The organism is Aeromonas sp. CU5, assembly GCF_002586745.1.
Taxonomy (GTDB): Bacteria; Pseudomonadota; Gammaproteobacteria; order Enterobacterales; family Aeromonadaceae; genus Aeromonas; species Aeromonas sobria.
The window spans coordinates 2,301,462-2,319,247 of the sequence record NZ_CP023817.1 but is presented as its reverse complement, the minus strand read 5'-3'; the positions used below and the strand labels follow the sequence as shown (position 1 = coordinate 2,319,247).

The following is a 17,786-nucleotide window of genomic DNA, read 5'->3' as shown; positions in this document are numbered from 1 at the left end:
TACGCGTGCTCTTTACACTAGCCAACAATTTCAGCCACTTGGCGCGGCGCATCACCCTGATCGCGCGGGCCCGGCGGCGGGTTTTGTGGCTGGCCATCGCGTGATGCGGGCGCAGGATCCCACTAATAACAACCGGAAGCCATGTATGAATGCTCTCACCGCGGGCGGTCACGCCCTTCGTCATGACTGGACCCTCGCTGAGGTTCAGGCCCTGTTTGCCCTGCCATTCAACGATCTGCTGTTTGCGGCCCAGACCGTCCACCGCGCTCATTTCGACCCCAACGAGGTGCAGGTGAGCACTTTGCTTTCCATCAAGACCGGCGCCTGCCCGGAAGATTGCAAATACTGCCCCCAGAGTGCTCGCTATCACACCGGGCTCGAAGCCGAGCGGCTGATGGAGGTGGAGAAGGTGCTGGAGCGGGCCCGCGAGGCCAAGGCCAACGGCTCGTCCCGTTTCTGCATGGGGGCCGCCTGGCGCAACCCCAAAGAGAAAGACATGCCTTACGTCATCCGGATGATTGAGGAGGTGCGCGGGCTGGGGATGGAGACCTGCATGACCTTGGGGATGCTCACCGCCGATCAGGCTGCCCGTCTGGGCGCTGCGGGGCTCGATTACTACAACCACAACCTCGATACCTCGCCGGAGTTTTATGGCGAGATCATCTCCACCCGCACCTATCAGGATCGGCTCGATACCCTGGAGCATGTGCGCGGCGCGGGCATGAAGGTCTGCTCCGGCGGCATCGTCGGCATGGGGGAGCAGGCCAAAGATCGGGCGGGCCTGTTGATGGCGCTGGCCAACCTGCCCCGTCACCCCGAAAGCGTGCCCATCAACATGCTGGTCAAGGTGAAGGGGACGCCGCTGGAGAACGAAGAGAACCTCGACCCGTTCGAATTTATCCGCACTATCGCGGTAGCGCGGATCATGATGCCCGCCTCCCATGTGCGCCTCTCTGCCGGGCGGGAGAAGATGAACGAGCAGATGCAGGCGATGTGCTTTATGGCGGGAGCCAACTCCATCTTCTACGGCTGCAAGTTGCTGACTACCCCCAATCCGGACGAGAACAGCGATATGCAGCTGTTCAAGCGACTCGGCATTCGCCCCGCCCAGCGCGCCCAGAAGCCGGATCAGGTACAAGAAGAAGATTTGCTGGCCGAGGTGAGCCGCCAGAGCGAACCAAGCGATCTCTTTTATGACGCCACCCGTCCCCGTGCAGGGGCCTTACGGTCATGACTGGCCCTGCAGTCACGGGCCCCTTTGCATTGGGCGCTGCGTTGGCCGGGCGTGAGCAGGCCAATCTGCTGCGTTGCCGCATCGCGACGCAAGGTAGTGTGGCAGGGCGGTTGCAGGTCGCCGGGCGCGACTATCTCAACTTTTCCGCCAATGACTATCTGGGGCTGGCGGATCATCCCGCCATCAAGGCTGCCTTCAAAGCGGGGATTGACTGCTATGGCACGGGCTCTGGCGCCTCGCCGCTGGTGACCGGTTACAGCCGCGCTCACCAGCAGTTGGAAGAGAGCCTGGCCGAGTGGCTCGGGGTGGAGGCGGTGCTGCTGTTCAATTGCGGTTTTTCGGCCAATCAGGCGGTGCTCAAAGCCCTGCTCGGCAAAGAGCATCTGTTGTGGCAGGACAAACTCAACCACGCCTCCTTGCAGGAGATGGGCAGCCAGCTGCCCTGCAAGATGAAGCGCTTTGGCCATAACGATATGGCGGCCCTTGAACGGCTGCTTGAGCCAAATCACGGGCTGATTGTCTCGGAAGGGGTGTTCAGCATGGATGGGGATCAGGCCCCCTGGCGCGAGCTCGCAACACTCGCCGCCCAGAGCGGCAACTGGCTGATGATCGACGATGCCCACGGCCTCGGCGTGCTGGGGCCCGAGGGGCGCGGCACTCTGGCGGCGCAAGGGGTGGAACCGGCTAGCGTGCATATCCAGATGGGCACTTTTGGCAAGGCGCTCGGCGTCGCTGGGGCCTTTGTTGGCGGCAGCCGCGAGCTGGTGGAGTATCTGGTCAACTTCGCCCGTCACTATGTCTACAGCACCCATATGCCTGCCGCGCAGGCTTGCGCCGTCAGCAAGAGCATCGAACTGGTGCGCGCAGCTGATGACTCTCGCGCCCATCTTGGCCAGCTGATCGCTCGCTTCCGTCAAGGGGCAAAGGCGCAGGGTTGGCAACTTGGTGCGAGCAATACCCCCATCCAGCCGCTGCTGGTGGGGGAGAGCAGTGCTGCCCTGCAACTGGCTGAACGGCTGCGCGAATGCGGCGTCTGGGTGAGCGCCATCCGCCCGCCCACGGTGCCGGTCGGTACGGCACGGCTGCGTATTACCTTGAGCGCGGCTCATCGCGAGCAGGATGTGGATCGTCTGCTCGATGCCTTGGGGGTCTGCCCCACAGCGACAATGGTTGGGGAGGTTCGCCATGGCTGAACGCTTCCAGTTGGTGGACAAGGCGCAGCTCGCCCGCCGTTTCGGCGCCGCCGCTCGTCATTACGATGCCCACGCCCATTTTCAGCAGGAGGTGGGTCAGGCGCTGCTGGAATTGATGCCGGACAGGCCGGTTGGCGCTGATCTGACGGTCAACGGGCTGGATCTGGGCTGCGGCACCGGCTTCTTCTTGCCTCAGTTGGCGAACCTATGTCACCAGCTGGTGGGGCTGGATCTTGCTCCCGGTATGCTGGCGCAGGCCGCCTTGCGCGGCAGCGGCGCTCGCCTGCTCTGCGGCGATGCGGAGCAGCTCCCTTTTGCCGATAACGCGTTCGACTGGGTCTTCTCCAGTTTGGCGCTGCAGTGGTGCGAGCGTCCGGCCCACGCCTTTGGCGAGCTGCTGCGGGTGGTCAAACCGGGCGGCCAGATCTTTTTCTCGACCCTGCTCGATGAGTCGCTCTGGCAGTTGCGAGCCGCCTGGCAGCAGCTGGATGGTCGAGCCCATGTCAATCGCTTCCTCAGCCTGCCACAATTGGAGCAGGCGCTGGCCACCGCCGGAGTATCTGCTCCCGAGCTGCGTTGTATCACCTGGGATCTCGCCTATCAGGCATTGCCGCAGCTGTTGCGCGATCTCAAGGGGATCGGGGCTAATCAGGTCAACGACAATCAGCACAATGCCGCACCGTCCGGGCTGAGCGGTCGCGCCAGATTGCAGCAGCTGGCACAGGCGTATGAAGTGTTTCGCCAGCCTGATGGTCGGTTGCTGGCGAGTTATCGGGTGTGTCTTGGCCAGCTCAGCAAGCCTTGCTGACCGTCGGGAATGGCAATATCTGCAGGGCAGTCAACGGCGCCCTGCCAAGGAGATAATCGTATGAAATCATTCTTTATCACCGGCACCGATACCGATGTGGGCAAGACGCTGGTGGCGCGCACCCTGCTGCGAGAATTCAGCGCACAGGGGATCAACTGTGCTGGCTACAAGCCGGTTTCTGCGGGATGTGCCCGCACCCCGGACGGGCTGCGCAATCTCGATGCGGTGTTGCTGCAAGAGGCGGCGAGCCTGCAACTGCCCTATGAAGTGGTCAATCCCTTTGCCTACGAGTCGCCGATTGCACCCCACATCGCCGCCAGCGAGGCGCGCCAGCCCATCACCATGCAGGGCTTGAGCGAGGGGTTGCGCAAGATTGAGCAGGCGGGGGCCGAATTGACGGTGGTGGAAGGGGCGGGGGGCTGGTATCTGCCGCTCGATCGCAAACACCTGTTATCGGATTGGGTAAAACAGGAAAACATGGCGGTGATCATGGTGGTGGGGGCCAAGCTGGGCTGCCTAAATCATGCATTGCTCACCTTTGCCGCCATTCGTAATGATCAACTGCCGGTGGCGGGCTGGGTAATTAATCGGCTCCATGGTTCCATGAGCCATTATCAGGAAAATCTGGACACCCTCAGAAGCTTGCTGCCTGCTCCCTTTCTGGGGGAAATTCCGTTTATAAACAATCCGCTTGAGGCCGATTTGCAGGGGCGTATCGATATATCTCCGCTACTTTAACGGCACATTCAGCGAACATTCATCGAATCCATCTAGAATGGCCACCATTAACATGAACAGGTGGATGACCGGCTGTCATGTCCTATTTTTCACAAGGAGTCTATATGAAGCGAATTATGCTATTCCTGGTGACCAACCTGGCCGTCATGCTGGTGCTGGGGGTGGTACTCAATATCCTGTTCTCGGTTCTGGGTATCAACAAGTCCAGCATTACCGGCCTGTTGATGTTTTGTGCCGTGTTCGGTTTTGGGGGTTCCTTTATCTCCTTGTTGATGTCCAAGTGGATGGCCAAGCGCAGCTACGGTGTCCAGGTCATCGAGCAACCCCGTAACGAGACCGAGCACTGGCTGGTGAGCACTGTGGCCCGTCAGGCTCGTGAAGCGGGTATCAAGATGCCGGAAGTGGGGATCTACGACTCTCCCGAGATGAACGCCTTTGCGACCGGTGCCCGCCGCGATGATTCGCTGGTCGCCGTATCTTCCGGCCTGCTCTACAGCATGAGCCGTGACGAAGCGGAAGCGGTGCTGGCCCACGAAGTGAGCCACGTAGCCAACGGCGACATGGTGACCCTGACCCTGGTGCAAGGGGTGGTGAACACCTTCGTGATGTTCTTCGCTCGCATCGTGGCGGGTATTATCAGCAACTTCTTCAGCTCCAACAACAGTGAAGAGAGCAGCAGCAGCGGCGGCTTTGCCTACATGATCACCGTATTCGTGCTGGAGATGCTGTTTGGCGTACTGGCCTCCATGATCGTCATGTGGTTCAGCCGTCAGCGCGAGTTCCGTGCCGATGCCGGTGCCGCCAAGCTGGCGGGTCGCGACAAAATGATTGCCGCCCTTGAGCGTCTTTCCCGCGGTGCAGAGCCGCAGCTGGAAGGCTCCATGATGGCCTTTGGCATCAACGGCAAGCGCTCCATGAGCGAGCTGTTCATGAGCCACCCGCCCATCGAGCAACGTATCGCCGCCCTGCGTGGTTGATTGATGCTGGATGTGGATGGCAGGGGATAACCCCGAATAAAGAAACGGCTGCCTTGGGGCAGCCGTTTTGCTTTGTCGCGTTTTTTAAAGTTTGAAGTGGCTCATCTCCTGGCGCAGCATGCGTGACAGCTGTTTGAGCTTGGATGCCTCTTGCGACACATGGCGGGCGGCATCCCCCGACTGCTCCGAGAGGGAGGTAATGTTGCCGACGGTGGAGACCACTTCGTTGGCGGCGGTAGATTGTTCGCGCAGGGTGTGGCTGATCTCCCCCATCAGGCCGGTCAGGTTAGAGGCGTGACTGCGGATGCTTGAAATCGCCTCACCGGTCTGGTTGGCCAGACTGACCCCGCGGGAGACGTTGTTGACTGTGGTTTCCATGCTGCGGATGGAGGCATCGGCCCCGCTCTGGATCTTGCTGATCATCCCGGTGATCTGCTGGGTGGAGGCCGCAGAGCGGCTGGCCAGATTGCGCACCTCGTCGGCGACCACCGCAAAGCCACGGCCTTGCTCCCCTGCCCGCGCTGCCTCGATGGCGGCGTTGAGGGCCAACAGGTTGGTCTGATCGGCGATACTGCGGATCACCCCGATGATCTCCGAAATCTGCTGGGTATGACCGTTGAGCTCGGAGATGGTGCTGGCTGCTTCGCCCACGGTGGTGGAGATATTTTCGATGCTGTCCAGGGTCTCCTTGATAACCCCGGAACCCTCCTCCAGGGTATTGGCAGAGACCTTGCTCAGCTCGTCAGCATGGGTCGCGTTGTCGGAGAGGTGGCTGATGCTCACCACCAGCTCCTCGATGGCGGCGGCCATGGTCTGGGTACTGCTCTGCTGGGAGGTGGCAAACAGCGCGGTCTGTTCGGCGATCTGGGCGATGCTGTCGGCAGAGTCGGACAACTCTTCGGTGGAGTGGGAAACCTTGGCGATGATCCCTTTGAGGGTGCTCTGCATGCCACCGAGCAGGCCGATCAGACTCTCTTTCGAGCCTTGTGGCACCTTGATAGGCAGTGAGAAGTCCCCCATGGCGAGCAGATGGAGATCGGTTTTGAGTTGTTCGACGGAAGTCCCCACCAGATCGAGCAGGGAGCGATAAGTACGCCAGAGGAAAAACATCAACACCAGGCCGAGGGCGATAAACAGATAGCGCAGCATGTCGGTATTGGTCATGGCGCTCTCGACCGCCTCCTGATTACGCGCCTCCATCATCACGTAGAAGTCATCAATGGGGGACATGATGCGCCCCTTGTTCTGGTGATAGGCCTTGTCATGCATCATGGCGATGGCCTTTTGCTGGTTGGCGATCGGGTCGCCATCGGTCTGCTGCACCAGTTTGAAGGCAGCGACCTCGGTGTTGACCAGCGCATCCGAGTTGTTTTTGGCCTCGTTGAGCTTGGCGAGCTCCCCTTCGGTAAAACCGGCATCTTTCATCAGGTCGATAAGGCCACGACGAACATTGCTGTCGGGGCGGGGATTCTGACCGTTGGCGGCGACGAAGTCCCAATAGATACGGTTGTAGCCATCCGGTCTGGCTTGCTCACCGTTGCGAATGGCCAGGATCCGCATGTACTGCTGCTCGTAGGCGGGATCCTTGGTGATGACGTAGGTGCGCCCGAGTCGGGTCAGATCATCGGAGGATTGGCGCAGCTCATCGGCCAGCAGGTAGGAGACATATTGTTGCCGATAGCTCTCTTCCAGCTGTTTCCCCGCCCAGCTGTAGGCGAAAAACACCAGTGATAGCAGGATCAGGGTGATGACGGATAGCAGCAGGTTGAGCTGAAAGGCGGGCTTGTTCTGTTCCATGGTGTGGGCGTCCTTTCCCTATGGGGGAGTGTCGTATGGAGCATCGCCAAGTCAATGTCTGGCAAGGCTTTTTGCCCTGAGAGTATAGGAAGGAAACGCGCTCTTGCGGGTGGGGGAGGACGAAAGGAAGGGCTCGTATCGAACAAGGTGACAAAAAAATGACCGGGGTCAATTCCCCGGCCATCTGAGTTGACGTGAGTTAACGCGGCCCGATCACCAGATCATAAGATCTCAAGGTCGGTGAGCGGCACGGCGCAGCAGGTGAGGATCTTGCCCTCGGCCCGCTCGGCGGCGGTGATGGCGGGGGCATCGGGATGATCCACCTCGCCCGAGACCAGCGTCTGCTTGCAACTGCCGCAGATCCCGGCGCGGCAGCTCCAGGGCAGCTCAACCCCCTGCTTGTTGGCCTGATCCAGCACGGTACCCTGATTGTTGCCGGTGAATGCCTGCTCCCCGATCTTGAGTTGCACCGCCTGATGGGGGCGGGCCACCGAGAGAATGGCGCCGCCAAAACTCTCCTGTTTGATCCGTGCAGCCGGGACGCCGAGGGCTGCGACTCTGGCTGCGGCATCGGCCATAAAGCCGTGGGGGCCGCAGATAAAGACCTCTTTTTCGGCCAGCCCTTTGACCAGTCGCAGATGCTCATCATTGAGTCGCCCTTGCAGCCCCTGCCAGTGGCTGTCTGGCTGGCTCAGAATAATGGTCAGGGTCATCCCTTGCTGCGCCATGGCGTGCAGCTCGTTGGCGGCCGGAATGTCCGCTTCGCTGCGGCACAGGTGCATAAAGTGAACATCCCCCAGCTCCCCGCGCAGCGCCAGGGTGCGGGCAATCGCCAGCATGGGGGTGACGCCGGAGCCTGCGGAGAGCAACAGGAGATTGCGCTCGCGGCCCAAGTGAAACTCGCCTGCGGGATTAGCTGCCAGCAGCCGGTCGCCCACCTGCAACTGTTGGTGCAGCCAGTGGGAGATGCGGCCACCTCCCACCTTCTTGACGCTGATGCTGTCACGCTCCGGGTGATCCGGCGTGGAGCTCAGGGTATAGCGCCGTTGAATCCGCTCGTTTTTGATATCAAGGCTGATGGGCAGATGCTGGCCCGGCAGGTAGTCAGGCAGCGGCTCGCCATCGGCCGCCTCGAACCAGAAGGTCTCCAGATCTCGCGCCAGCGGTTCGCGGGCCACGCAGACCAGCTCCCGCTTTTTCGGTGCGGCGGCGGGATAGACCACCGGACGGGTGCGCTCCAGCACCTCGATCTCGCTGCCCGCTTCAATCCACCCCTCGTTCAGCGCCACCAGATTCTGGCCGAAGTAGACCTCGCCATCCTCGCCACGGCGGTAGCGGGTGAGGGTGGCCAGCGGCTCTTTCAGGGCGTTGAAACGATCGGTGCCCGCTTCCACCGTGGTCATGATGCAGCGGCTGCAGGGCTTGACCACCTTGAATTCCACCTCGCCGATGCGGATACGCACCCAGCTGTCCTCCTCGAAGGGCAGGGTATTGCTTGCCACCAGATTGGTGCGGAACTGGCTCATCTGGTGCAGGGCATCGGAGCGCAGATTGAGATCCTCCAGGGAGGCCTGGCTTATCAGCAGCAGCGGATAACCGTCGGCAAAGCTGACCCGGGTGCCGGTCTTTTCGCGAAAACGATCAGAGGTTTCACCCAGCCAGAGCAGTTGCACCGCTTCCCCAGCCACCCGGCTTAGCCACCCATCGGCTTTTGGGTCGGTATGCAGGGCGGTGAAGCGGTCGCTCCAGACCCCGGTGGCCTGCGGGGCGCGGCTGAAGTCGACCTCTTGCAGGGTGAGCGGTTCAAAGCCCGGATAGCGCAGTTGCAAGCCCCCTTCGATGGGGGTGGCAACGACCTGTTGCAGTTGGGGATGGGTACGGGCGGTGATAAAGGTGCCGTCCGGTTTGACCACCATGTAGCGGCGATCCCCGGCGAGCCCTTCTTCGGTCACCCGGGCGCGAGCCAGCGGCATGCCTGCAGTCGATTTGATGGGGTAGAGGTGAATGCTGTCTAGCCTGGGCATCTTCGTATCCTTGTGACGCGGCGCGTTCGCCTGGAAAAAGGGGAACATAACGGTTCCCTGGCGATCCGGCAATCCTTTCAGGGGGGCGGTCTATAGTTGGGAAAACAGAACAAGAGGGCATCGGGATGAAAATAAGCTGGTTGCTGGCGGGGAGCCTTTTTTGCCACGGGCTCTGGGCGCAGGAGCTGACCCTGACCACGGGAGAGTATCCGCCTTACTGCTCCGAGACGCTGAAATATCAGGGGCTTATCCCCCATGTGGTGAGCGAGGCGTTCAAGAGTGAAGGGGTGAGCGTCAAGTTCCAGTTTCTGCCCTGGAAGCGAGCCTTTCGCTTGTCGGAGGAGGGAGTGGTGGATGGCACAGTCCACTGGTATGAGTCGAGCGAGCGGCGCAAAACCCATCTCTACAGCGATCCCATCCTGAGCGAAACCTACGTCTGGTTCTATCTCAAGTCAGATCCGCTTGAATGGAAAGGCTATCGGGATCTGGCGGATCGCAAGCTGGCTGCGGTCAGTGGCTATACCTACAATGCAGATTTTTTTGCAGCCATCACGCAGGTGCCACTACAGGTACAGTTCGTCACCCGGCTGCGCCAGAGCTTCGATCTGCTGCTCTCCGGTCGCGCCGACCTGACGCTTGAGAACATCGATGTCGGCTACTACTCCCTGCGTCAGTTCTACCCGGCCAGCACGGTCGATCTCTTCGCAACCCATTCAAAACCCGTGATGAAAGTCGAAGGTCACCTGCTGATCAGCCGCAAGCGCGCCAACGCTGACGAGCTGATCAAAACGTTCAATCGGGGGCTCGCCAAACTGAAAGCCAGCGGTCAGCTGGATAAGATGTTACTTGAGTCACGTTCTGGTCTCTATGAACCATAAAGTGCAACATTTTTTGATCCTGATTCGCTAATCAGTACAAAAAAGCCGCCACTATCGACTTAGTTCCCAGTTTCTAACGCTTTCGCTTCTTCCCTCTCTGGCCACCGTCCGCTTCGGCGACACGGTATCAAGTGCTATCGGAGTGGGCCTGTTACCCAACAAGAAGAAAGCAATGTATGAGCAAACAACTGGATATGACCCCACAACCGGATCTCTCCCTGAAAACGGGAACAGGCCCGGTGCGTACCCGGCTGCCCGTTTGGCGGCCGGCCCTGCCACCCTGCAATCACGCCTGCCCGGCCGGAGAAAATATCCAGGCCTGGCTCTCTTTGGCGCAGGCCGGTCGCTTTGAGGCGGCGTGGCAGACCCTGATCGAAGAGAACCCCTTGCCCGCCATTCATGGCCGGGTCTGCTATCACCCCTGCGAGAGCGCCTGCAATCGCGGTCAGGTGGATGAATCCGTCTCCATCCACGCCATCGAGCGATTCCTCGGCGACGAGGCGCTGGCCCGTGGCTGGCAGCCAGCGCCGCCAGCTCCTGCCAGCGGCAAGAAGGTGCTGGTGATTGGCGCCGGGCCCTCCGGCCTCTCCTGCGCCTGGCACCTCAACCGGCTCGGCCATCAGGTGGAGATCCGCGAAGCGGGGCCGCTGGCGGGCGGCATGCTGCGTTTTGGCATTCCCGCTTATCGCTTGCCCCGCGATGTGCTGGATCGGGAGGTGGCCCGCATCGTCGCTGCCGGGGTGACGCTGACCCTCAACCACAAGGTGGAAGATGTGCTGCGCGAGCGCGACGAGGGGGGCTTCGACGCCGTCTTTATGGCCATCGGTGCCCATCTGGCCAAGCGGGTCGATATTCCGGCGCGGGAAGCGGGCAAGATCCTCGATGCGGTGAGCTTCCTCGAACAGGCCAGTCTGGCCGAAGAGCAGGGCTTGCCGCCCCCCAAACTGGGACGGCGGGTAGCGATTTATGGTGGTGGCAATACCGCCATGGATGCGGCCCGTACCGCCCGTCGCCTCGGTGTTGAAGAGGCGATGATCATCTACCGCCGCGATCGGGACCATATGCCTGCCCACGCCTTTGAAGCCCTTGAGGCCGAGGAGGAGGGGATCAAGATCAACTGGCTGCGCAGTATCCGCCAGCTCGACAACACCAGCATCGAAGTGGAGGTGATGGCGCTGGATGCAGAGGGCAAGCCGGTGCCCACCGGCAAGTTTGAAACCCTCGAAGCAGACTCCCTCATTCTGGCTCTGGGTCAGGAGGTTGATTTGAGCGTGCTGGAGAGCATTCCCGGCGTGCGGGTCAACAAGGAGGGGGTGGTGCAGGTGGCGGGCAACCTGATGACAGATGTGTCCGGCCTCTTTGCCGGTGGCGACATGGTGCCCTCCGAGCGCACCGTCACCATCGCCACCGGCCACGGCAAGAAGGCGGCGCGCCATATGGATGCCTGGCTGCGCGGTCGCCACTATCAGAAGATGGTCTCCTACCCGCAGGTGGGGCCGGAGCAGTTGCAACTCTGGTTCCAGACTCACGCCCCGGCCAGCAGTCAGCCGGTCAAACCGGCGTGGGCGCGGGATGACTTTGGCGAGATCATCGGCGGGCTGGATGAGGTGGCCGCCCGTTACGAGGCGGCGCGCTGCTACTCCTGTGGCAACTGCTTCGAATGCGACGGCTGCTATGGCAGTTGTCCCGAGCAGGCCATCGAGAAGCTGGGGCCGGGCAAGGGCTATCGGGTGGATGCGGCGCGCTGCACCGGCTGCGGTGCCTGCCATGACCAGTGCCCTTGTCACGCCATCGAGCTGCGCCAACCGGAGGAGTCCCAATGAAACATGAACTGATCATGGTCGACGGCAACGAAGCCGCGGCCCGGGTGGCCTACCAGCTGAGCGAAGTGTGTGCCATCTATCCCATCACCCCCTCCTCAACCATGGCCGAGCTGGCCGATGCCTGGGCGGACGAGAAACAGACCAACCTGTGGGGCAACATCCCCACAGTGGTGGAGATGCAGAGTGAAGGGGGGGCGGCCGGTACGGTACATGGCGCCCTGCAGGCGGGGGCGCTCGCCACCACCTTCACCGCCAGTCAGGGGCTGATGCTGATGCTGCCCAACATGTACAAGATTGCCGGGGAATTGACCGCGGCGGTGTTCCATGTGGCGGCCCGTTCGCTGGCGGCGCAGGGGCTCTCTATCTTTGGCGACCATCAGGACGTGATGGCGGCGCGCAGCACCGGCTTTGCCATGCTTGCTTCCGGCTCGGTGCAGGAGGCGCAGGACTTGGCCTTGGTCGCCCACAGCGTCACCCTGCAGTGCCGGGTGCCCTTTATCCACTTCTTCGACGGCTTTCGTACCTCCCATGAGGTGAACAAGATAGTCGCGCTGCATCGGGATGAAATTCGCGCCCTTATCGACAACGACTGGGTGCGTGCCCACAGGGCCCGGGCGCTGAACCCGGATCATCCGGTGATGCGCGGCACGGCCCAGAACCCGGACACCTATTTCCAGTCCCGTGAGAGCGTCAACCCCTTCTACGAAGCGGTGCCAGCGCGGGTACAGCAGTGCATGGACAACTTGGGCGAGCTGACTGGCCGTCACTACCAGCTGGTGGAGTACCACGGCGCAACCGATGCCACCGATGTCATCGTGCTGATGGGCTCGGGGGCGGCCACTGCCCGCACTACCGTGGATTGGCTCAACCAGCAGGATCGCAAGACCGGGGTGCTGGTCATTCGTCTCTATCGCCCCTTCCCGGTGCAGGCGCAGCTCGATGCGCTGCCCGCGAGCGTGCGCCGCATGGCGGTGCTGGATCGCACTAAGGAGCCGGGTGCCGGTGGCGAGCCGCTGCTGCTGGATGTGCAGAGCGCGCTGATCGACGGTTTGCAGCGCGGCCTTATCAAGCGGCTGCCGTGGCTCAGTGGCGGCCGCTACGGTCTCTCTTCGAAAGAGTTCACCCCCGCCATGTGCGCGGCTGTGTTTGAGGAGCTGGCCTGTGATGCGCCGCGCCCCCGCTTTACCGTGGGGATTGTCGATGACGTATCGGGCCTCAGTCTGGCCTGGCACCCCATCGGCGATCTGGAGCCCGCCAGCCGGGTGCGTGCGCTCTTCTTCGGCCTTGGTGCCGATGGCACGGTCGGCGCCAACAAGAACAGCATCAAGATCATCGGCGAGCTGGAGGGGTTCCACGCCCAGGGCTACTTCGTCTACGACTCCAAGAAGTCGGGCTCGCGCACCGTCTCCCACCTGCGCTTTGGCCCCGAGCCCATCGACGCCCCCTGGCTTATCGAGCAGGCGAGCTTTATCGGCTGCCACCAGTGGGGCTTTGTCGAATCGGTGGATCTGCTGGAGCACGCCGCCGAAGGGGCGACCCTGCTGCTCAATGCCCCCTATGAGGCTGACAAGGTGTGGTGCCAGCTGCCCGAGCGGCTGCGCGCCCGCATTCGCGCCCTCAATATCCAGCTCTACTGCATCGATGGGGATCGGGTGGCTGAGCAAAATGGCATGGGCAATCGCATCAACACCATCATGCAGACCTGCTTCTTCGCGCTGGCCGGGGTGTTGCCGCGGGATGAGGCGATTGCGCTGATCAAGGAGAGCATCGAGAAGAGCTATGCCCGCAAGGGGCCCGAGGTGGTGGCGCGCAACTTTGCCGCGGTGGACGATACCCTGGTTCACTTGAGCAAGGTGGTGATCCCGGCCGGGGACGAGCAGATCAGCGACTATCCGCTGCCACTGGCAGCGGGCGGCAGCGAGTTTGTTCAGCGGGTCACCGGCGAGATGCTGGCGGGGCGTGGCGATCTCATCCCTGTCTCCATGCTGCCGGTGGATGGTACTTACCCCACCGCCACCAGCCGCTTCGAGAAGCGGGATATTGCCCGCGAGATCCCGATCTGGCACTCCGATATCTGCATCCAGTGCGGCAACTGCGTCTTTGTCTGCCCCCACGCGGCGCTGCGGGCCAAGTTCTACCATCAGGACTGGCTGGCGACCGCCCCCGAGGCGGCCCAGTCGGTGCCGGTCACCGCCAAGGGCTTCCCCGACAGCCGCTACACCTTGCAGCTCTATCCGGAGGATTGCACCGGCTGCGGCCAGTGCGTGCAGGCCTGTCCGGTACGGGTCGGGGCTGATGAGGAACATGAAGGCACGCGCGCCATTACCATGCTGGACAAGGCGCCGCACCTGGCGGGCCAGAAACAGGCGCTGCGCTGGTTCGAGAGCCTGCCCTGGCCTGCCCGCGAGCGGGTGGACTTCTCCACCGTGCGCGGTGCCCAGTTCCTCGAACCCCTGTTCGAGTTCTCCGGCGCCTGCGCCGGTTGTGGCGAGACACCTTATCTCAAGCTGCTGACCCAGCTGTTTGGCGATCGCATGCTGGTGGCCAACGCCACCGGTTGCTCCTCCATCTATGGCGGCAACCTGCCGACCACGCCGTGGGCCAAGAACGCGGAAGGGAAGGGGCCCGCCTGGTCCAACTCATTGTTCGAGGACAACGCCGAGTTCGGCTTTGGCTTCCGTCTCACCGCCGATCAGCATCACGGTCAGGCGGTGGCGGCCTTGCAGGCGATGAAGGGGGAGCTGGGGGAAGCATTGGTCGATACCCTGATCAACGCCCCGCAGCGGTTGGAGTCGGATATCCGCGCCCAGCGGGGCCGGGTGGCCCAAGTGCGCGAGCGGCTGGAAGAGGTGAAATCCGGTAAGGCTCGCGAGCTGCTCTCCTTGATTGATCAGTTGGTGCGCCGCTCGGTCTGGATCATCGGCGGCGATGGCTGGGCCTATGACATCGGCTCGGCGGGGCTCGATCATGTGCTCGCCTCCGGCCGCGATGTGAACGTGCTGGTGATGGATACCGAGGTCTACTCCAACACCGGCGGCCAGATGTCGAAATCGACCCCGCTCGGTGCCGTCGCCAAGTTCGCGGCGGGAGGCAAGACGCTGGCCAAGAAGGATGTGGCGTTGCAGGCCATCTCCTACGGCAACGTCTATGTTGCCCGCATCGCCTTTGGTGCCAATCCGCAGCAGGCGCTGCAAGCCTTGCGTGAGGCCGAAGCCTATCCGGGGCCGTCGCTGATCATCGCCTACAGCCACTGCATCGCTCATGGCATCGATATGGAGTTTGGCCTGACCCAGCAAAAACGCGCGGTGGACTCGGGCCACTGGCCGCTGATGCGCTACAACCCGGTATTGCGTAGCGCGGGGCAGAACCCCTTCAGCCTCGACAGCCTGCGCCCCTCCATTCCCCTTGCTACATACCGCCAAGAGGAGACCCGTTATCGGGTGCTGGCCCAGAGCCATCCGGAGGAGGCTGAGCGACTGATGCAGGTGGCGCAAAAAGTGGCGTGGCAGAAGTGGGCCACTTACGAGGAGATGGCTACCCGCGAGGCCAGCCATTTCCATCCGCCGGTGTGAGAATGGGGTTAACTCTACATAAAACGAAGCGGGCCACTGGCCCGCTTTTTATCTGGTATAAGGTGGTGTTGGTTTTATGAAAGGATGCACTACTACAAGCAGTGGTGTTTAAAAAATGAGCGCTGGTGAATATACGGACTGTCTCAGGGATGTGTTCATCCATCTGAAACTGATCTCAGTGCTATGCGGTAACATCAGCAGCAAAAAATAAAAACAATATACTGATTTTATTGATGAATCTTGGGAATGTGGGCAGGATATACAACGTGATATATTTGGCGTCGGCATTTGGAGATTTAAATTGAAAGAAAAATATGATAATAATATATCTTTTGGTCATGAAGCCATTGTGGGTGTTGCTATAACCGCGATATCGTACTTAGTGGCATATATTTTTGAGAAAAGTTATCTTTCATATTTTGAAATCCCAGAGGGGCTAGTTCAAGTTGAAATTAAATCTATAATTTTAGCAGGCCTGTCTGTTTTAGGTATAACAGCATTGGTTTATCAATTTTCAGACATATTGGCAACGTTCATACAACATAATTTTGCCGATAAACCAATGGCTAAAGTTTTTGACTCGTATGGGATTATTTTTACTGCCTTTTTGATATTGTGTCTGTTTGCTGATTTAGCATGGTACAAAAAAGCATTTCTTCTTACCATTCCATTTTATAATATGTGGTTACAAATAGTCATGCCATTTTTCGAAATGAAAAGATATGGGTCATATAGTGAGGCTCAAAATAAAATAATTGAATGGACAAACTGCCATGGTGGCTTAGAGCAGAGATACACATTTTTTGGTAATACATTTTTTTTGCGGTTTGTACTACTTGCTATTTATTTAATGATTGCCGGACAAACGGCAGGCTATATGTTGGCATCAAGTCAGAAAGAATATTTTGCGGATGAATCAGGTCGTGTGCTTATTCGTGCTTATTCAGAAAGTGCCATAATGGCGTATTCTGATGGAAATAAATTAACGGGTGTGTTTATTGTGCAACCTATAAATGGCTTAAAGCTTAAAAAAATTGATTCAGAAATAAATGTATTTGATAAAAAAGGTGTAGATAGTCAAGTGTATGGGGGGGGTTGACAAGTTATATAACTCAGTGAAAAATTTCTTTTCTAGGTTCATATGAGTTTCATTGTATACGTGGTGTGTTCTTTAATTATTTACCAGGGGTTAAGTTATAGGTCATATTTGTTGTTATTCGATACCAACTATTTAGTTAGCATCGCTATAGAAGGAACTCACAACAATGAAAGTTGGTACAAACTCAGAATATATAGAGCTTGAATCTCTTGAGAAAAATCAAAAGGGGTGTCCATGCGAGGGAGATATTAGAGTGAGGGTGGTTTTGAACTTACAGGCATTCTCTGGCGCACATAATGGCATTTGGTTTGAATTTACTGAAATGAATCGGTTTATCTCTGACTTGAAGTCGCTTGATGAGACTCGAGTCGGTAGTGCAAAAATATCAAGTATTAGCCCCGATGAGTTCATGTTGGAAATTCGTCCTTCAGACTCATTAGGTCATATTGAAATGGAGGTTCAGTTACATAGATATCAATATAGTGGTGTCAAAAATTGGCCTGTATATTTAAAGGGAGGTTTTTTTATTGAATCAGAGGATGTTAAAAAGTTAATATCATGCTTTACCGAGTTTACAAGCTGAACACTGTTAGTGAATTGAAAATGAATGAGAATAAGAGCTGAGTGGATAGCATAATGTGTTGGAGAGCTTGCGATGCCAAATCCGATATTAACTGTCGGTATATCGCTAGCTGCTGGCCAAAGCTTTCTTTTTATTCCAAGGCAGGTAAGCTGCGGGGCAAATAGCGTCAAGCAGGAGAAGGGACGATGACAGAACAACATATCGCCGGGACGATCGGCATTCTGGGGGCGGGGTGGCTGGGGCTGCCGCTGGCGCGGACCCTGTTGGCGGCAGGCAAGCCGGTAGTGGTGACGGTTAGCAGCGCCGAGAAGGCGGCTCGTCTGCAGGGGGAGGGGATCAACGCCTATCCGCTGATTATTTCTGCTGATATGGCAACTGCTGATATAAGCGCCGCTGATAAAAAAGAGCAGTGGCCCATCCCCTGCGAATCGCTGGTGATCTGCGTACCGCCCAGCAAGACCGATGACTATCCGCAAGCGGTGGCAAAGGCCTGCGCGCTTGCCAAAGCGAGTGGCACCCGGCGGGTGCTGTTTGTCAGTGCCACCTCGGTATGGGGCGCAGGTCAAGAAGAGGGTGAGCAGCCCAAACCGCGTCATGCCCGTGGCGAGCGAATGCTGGCGGCAGAGCAGGCGGTGCTGGCGGTCGGTTTCGAGGCGGTGATGATAGTGCGCCCCTCTGGCCTTTATGGCCCGGATCGTCATCCCGGCCGTTTCCTGGCGGGCAAGACCCTGGATGGCGGCGCCCAGTCGGTCAATTTGGTCCATCTGGACGATGTGGTGGCGGCTTGCATGCTGCTGCTGGAGCGGGGCAAGGACGGGGATGTGTTCAACCTGAGCGCGCCTGTGCATCCGCGCCGCGAGCAGTTCTACCCCTTTGCGGCTCGCCAGCAGGGGCTGCCCGCACCGGTCTTTATCGAGCCTGCCGGTGAATTTCAGCCCATCGACGGTCAGCTGATTTGCCAGCAGATGGGATTCAACTATCGCTGGCCCGATCCGGCCCACTGGTTTGCCGAGCTCGCCGCCTTGGGCAATTGAGGTTTGCCAAGGGGGTGATCGCCCCC

General features: G+C 59.4%; 13 protein-coding genes. 11 read left to right on the top strand and 2 right to left on the bottom strand.

Annotated features, from left to right (window positions below):
* Positions 1–145 precede the first annotated feature (145 nt).
* The 5 genes from bioB to htpX all read left to right on the top strand — a co-directional run bounded on the left by bioB (position 146) and on the right by htpX (position 4,950).
* Positions 146–1,234 (top strand): biotin synthase BioB, encoded by a 1,089-nt coding sequence (gene bioB, locus CK911_RS10090; RefSeq protein ID WP_098969828.1) that lies wholly within the window; start codon positions 146–148, stop codon positions 1,232–1,234.
* The gene (gene bioF / locus CK911_RS10085; protein ID WP_098969827.1) at positions 1,231–2,427 is read left to right on the top strand and encodes an 8-amino-7-oxononanoate synthase; all 1,197 of its coding nucleotides are present in this window, start codon (positions 1,231–1,233) and stop codon (positions 2,425–2,427) included. Before bioB ends, bioF begins: the two co-directional genes overlap by 4 nt.
* Entirely contained in the window at positions 2,420–3,235 is an 816-nt protein-coding gene (bioC, locus tag CK911_RS10080) for a malonyl-ACP O-methyltransferase BioC (protein ID WP_098969826.1), read from the top strand. Before bioF ends, bioC begins: the two co-directional genes overlap by 8 nt.
* A gap of 60 nt (positions 3,236–3,295) precedes the next feature.
* Positions 3,296–3,973, top strand: coding sequence for a dethiobiotin synthase (gene bioD, locus CK911_RS10075; RefSeq protein ID WP_098969825.1), 678 nt, complete (start codon positions 3,296–3,298; stop codon positions 3,971–3,973).
* A 104-nt stretch (positions 3,974–4,077) separates the two neighbouring features.
* Positions 4,078–4,950, top strand: a complete 873-nt coding sequence (gene htpX / locus CK911_RS10070) for a protease HtpX (protein WP_068977564.1) — start codon at positions 4,078–4,080, stop codon at positions 4,948–4,950.
* An 84-nt stretch (positions 4,951–5,034) separates the two neighbouring features.
* On the opposite strand, the gene CK911_RS10065 is transcribed toward htpX, so the two are convergent.
* Positions 5,035–6,747, bottom strand: coding sequence for a methyl-accepting chemotaxis protein (locus tag CK911_RS10065; protein WP_068977563.1), 1,713 nt, complete (start codon positions 6,745–6,747; stop codon positions 5,035–5,037).
* Between the two features lie 221 nt (positions 6,748–6,968).
* Complete coding sequence (locus CK911_RS10060) at positions 6,969–8,771, bottom strand: MOSC N-terminal beta barrel domain-containing protein (RefSeq protein ID WP_098969824.1); 1,803 nt, start codon at positions 8,769–8,771, stop codon at positions 6,969–6,971.
* 125 nt (positions 8,772–8,896) lie between these two features.
* On the opposite strand from CK911_RS10060, the gene CK911_RS10055 reads away from it, so the two are divergent.
* The 6 genes from CK911_RS10055 to CK911_RS10030 all read left to right on the top strand — a co-directional run bounded on the left by CK911_RS10055 (position 8,897) and on the right by CK911_RS10030 (position 17,760).
* Positions 8,897–9,649: an ABC transporter substrate-binding protein gene (locus CK911_RS10055; protein ID WP_068977561.1), complete on the top strand. Its 753-nt coding sequence runs from the start codon at positions 8,897–8,899 to the stop codon at positions 9,647–9,649.
* A gap of 176 nt (positions 9,650–9,825) precedes the next feature.
* On the top strand, positions 9,826–11,472 hold the full coding sequence (locus tag CK911_RS10050) for an NAD(P)-binding protein (protein ID WP_098969823.1): 1,647 nt from the start codon (positions 9,826–9,828) through the stop codon (positions 11,470–11,472).
* On the top strand, positions 11,469–15,044 hold the full coding sequence (nifJ, locus tag CK911_RS10045; protein ID WP_098969822.1) for a pyruvate:ferredoxin (flavodoxin) oxidoreductase: 3,576 nt from the start codon (positions 11,469–11,471) through the stop codon (positions 15,042–15,044). Before CK911_RS10050 ends, nifJ begins: the two co-directional genes overlap by 4 nt.
* 301 nt (positions 15,045–15,345) lie before the next feature.
* A complete protein-coding gene (locus CK911_RS10040; protein ID WP_157774552.1) occupies positions 15,346–16,143 on the top strand; it encodes a hypothetical protein in 798 nt (265 codons plus the stop codon).
* Between the two features lie 166 nt (positions 16,144–16,309).
* Entirely contained in the window at positions 16,310–16,726 is a 417-nt protein-coding gene (locus CK911_RS10035; RefSeq protein ID WP_098969820.1) for a hypothetical protein, read from the top strand.
* Positions 16,727–16,911: 185 nt separating this feature from the next.
* Positions 16,912–17,760, top strand: coding sequence for an SDR family oxidoreductase (locus CK911_RS10030; protein ID WP_098969819.1), 849 nt, complete (start codon positions 16,912–16,914; stop codon positions 17,758–17,760).
* The last annotated feature ends 26 nt before the right edge of the window (positions 17,761–17,786 follow it).

Excerpts from the sequence above, each read along its gene's own strand:
- bioB (WP_098969828.1), top strand. The coding sequence starts at position 146 with ATGAATGCTCTCACCGCGGGCGGTCACGCCCTTCGTCATGACTGGACC.
- bioF (WP_098969827.1), top strand. The coding sequence starts at position 1,231 with ATGACTGGCCCTGCAGTCACGGGCCCCTTTGCATTGGGCGCTGCGTTG.
- bioC (WP_098969826.1), top strand. The coding sequence starts at position 2,420 with ATGGCTGAACGCTTCCAGTTGGTGGACAAGGCGCAGCTCGCCCGCCGT.
- bioD (WP_098969825.1), top strand. The coding sequence starts at position 3,296 with ATGAAATCATTCTTTATCACCGGCACCGATACCGATGTGGGCAAGACG.
- htpX (WP_068977564.1), top strand. The coding sequence starts at position 4,078 with ATGAAGCGAATTATGCTATTCCTGGTGACCAACCTGGCCGTCATGCTG.
- CK911_RS10065 (WP_068977563.1), bottom strand. The coding sequence starts at position 6,747 with ATGGAACAGAACAAGCCCGCCTTTCAGCTCAACCTGCTGCTATCCGTC.
- CK911_RS10060 (WP_098969824.1), bottom strand. The coding sequence starts at position 8,771 with ATGCCCAGGCTAGACAGCATTCACCTCTACCCCATCAAATCGACTGCA.
- CK911_RS10055 (WP_068977561.1), top strand. The coding sequence starts at position 8,897 with ATGAAAATAAGCTGGTTGCTGGCGGGGAGCCTTTTTTGCCACGGGCTC.
- CK911_RS10050 (WP_098969823.1), top strand. The coding sequence starts at position 9,826 with ATGAGCAAACAACTGGATATGACCCCACAACCGGATCTCTCCCTGAAA.
- nifJ (WP_098969822.1), top strand. The coding sequence starts at position 11,469 with ATGAAACATGAACTGATCATGGTCGACGGCAACGAAGCCGCGGCCCGG.
- CK911_RS10035 (WP_098969820.1), top strand. The coding sequence starts at position 16,310 with ATGAAAGTTGGTACAAACTCAGAATATATAGAGCTTGAATCTCTTGAG.
- CK911_RS10030 (WP_098969819.1), top strand. The coding sequence starts at position 16,912 with ATGACAGAACAACATATCGCCGGGACGATCGGCATTCTGGGGGCGGGG.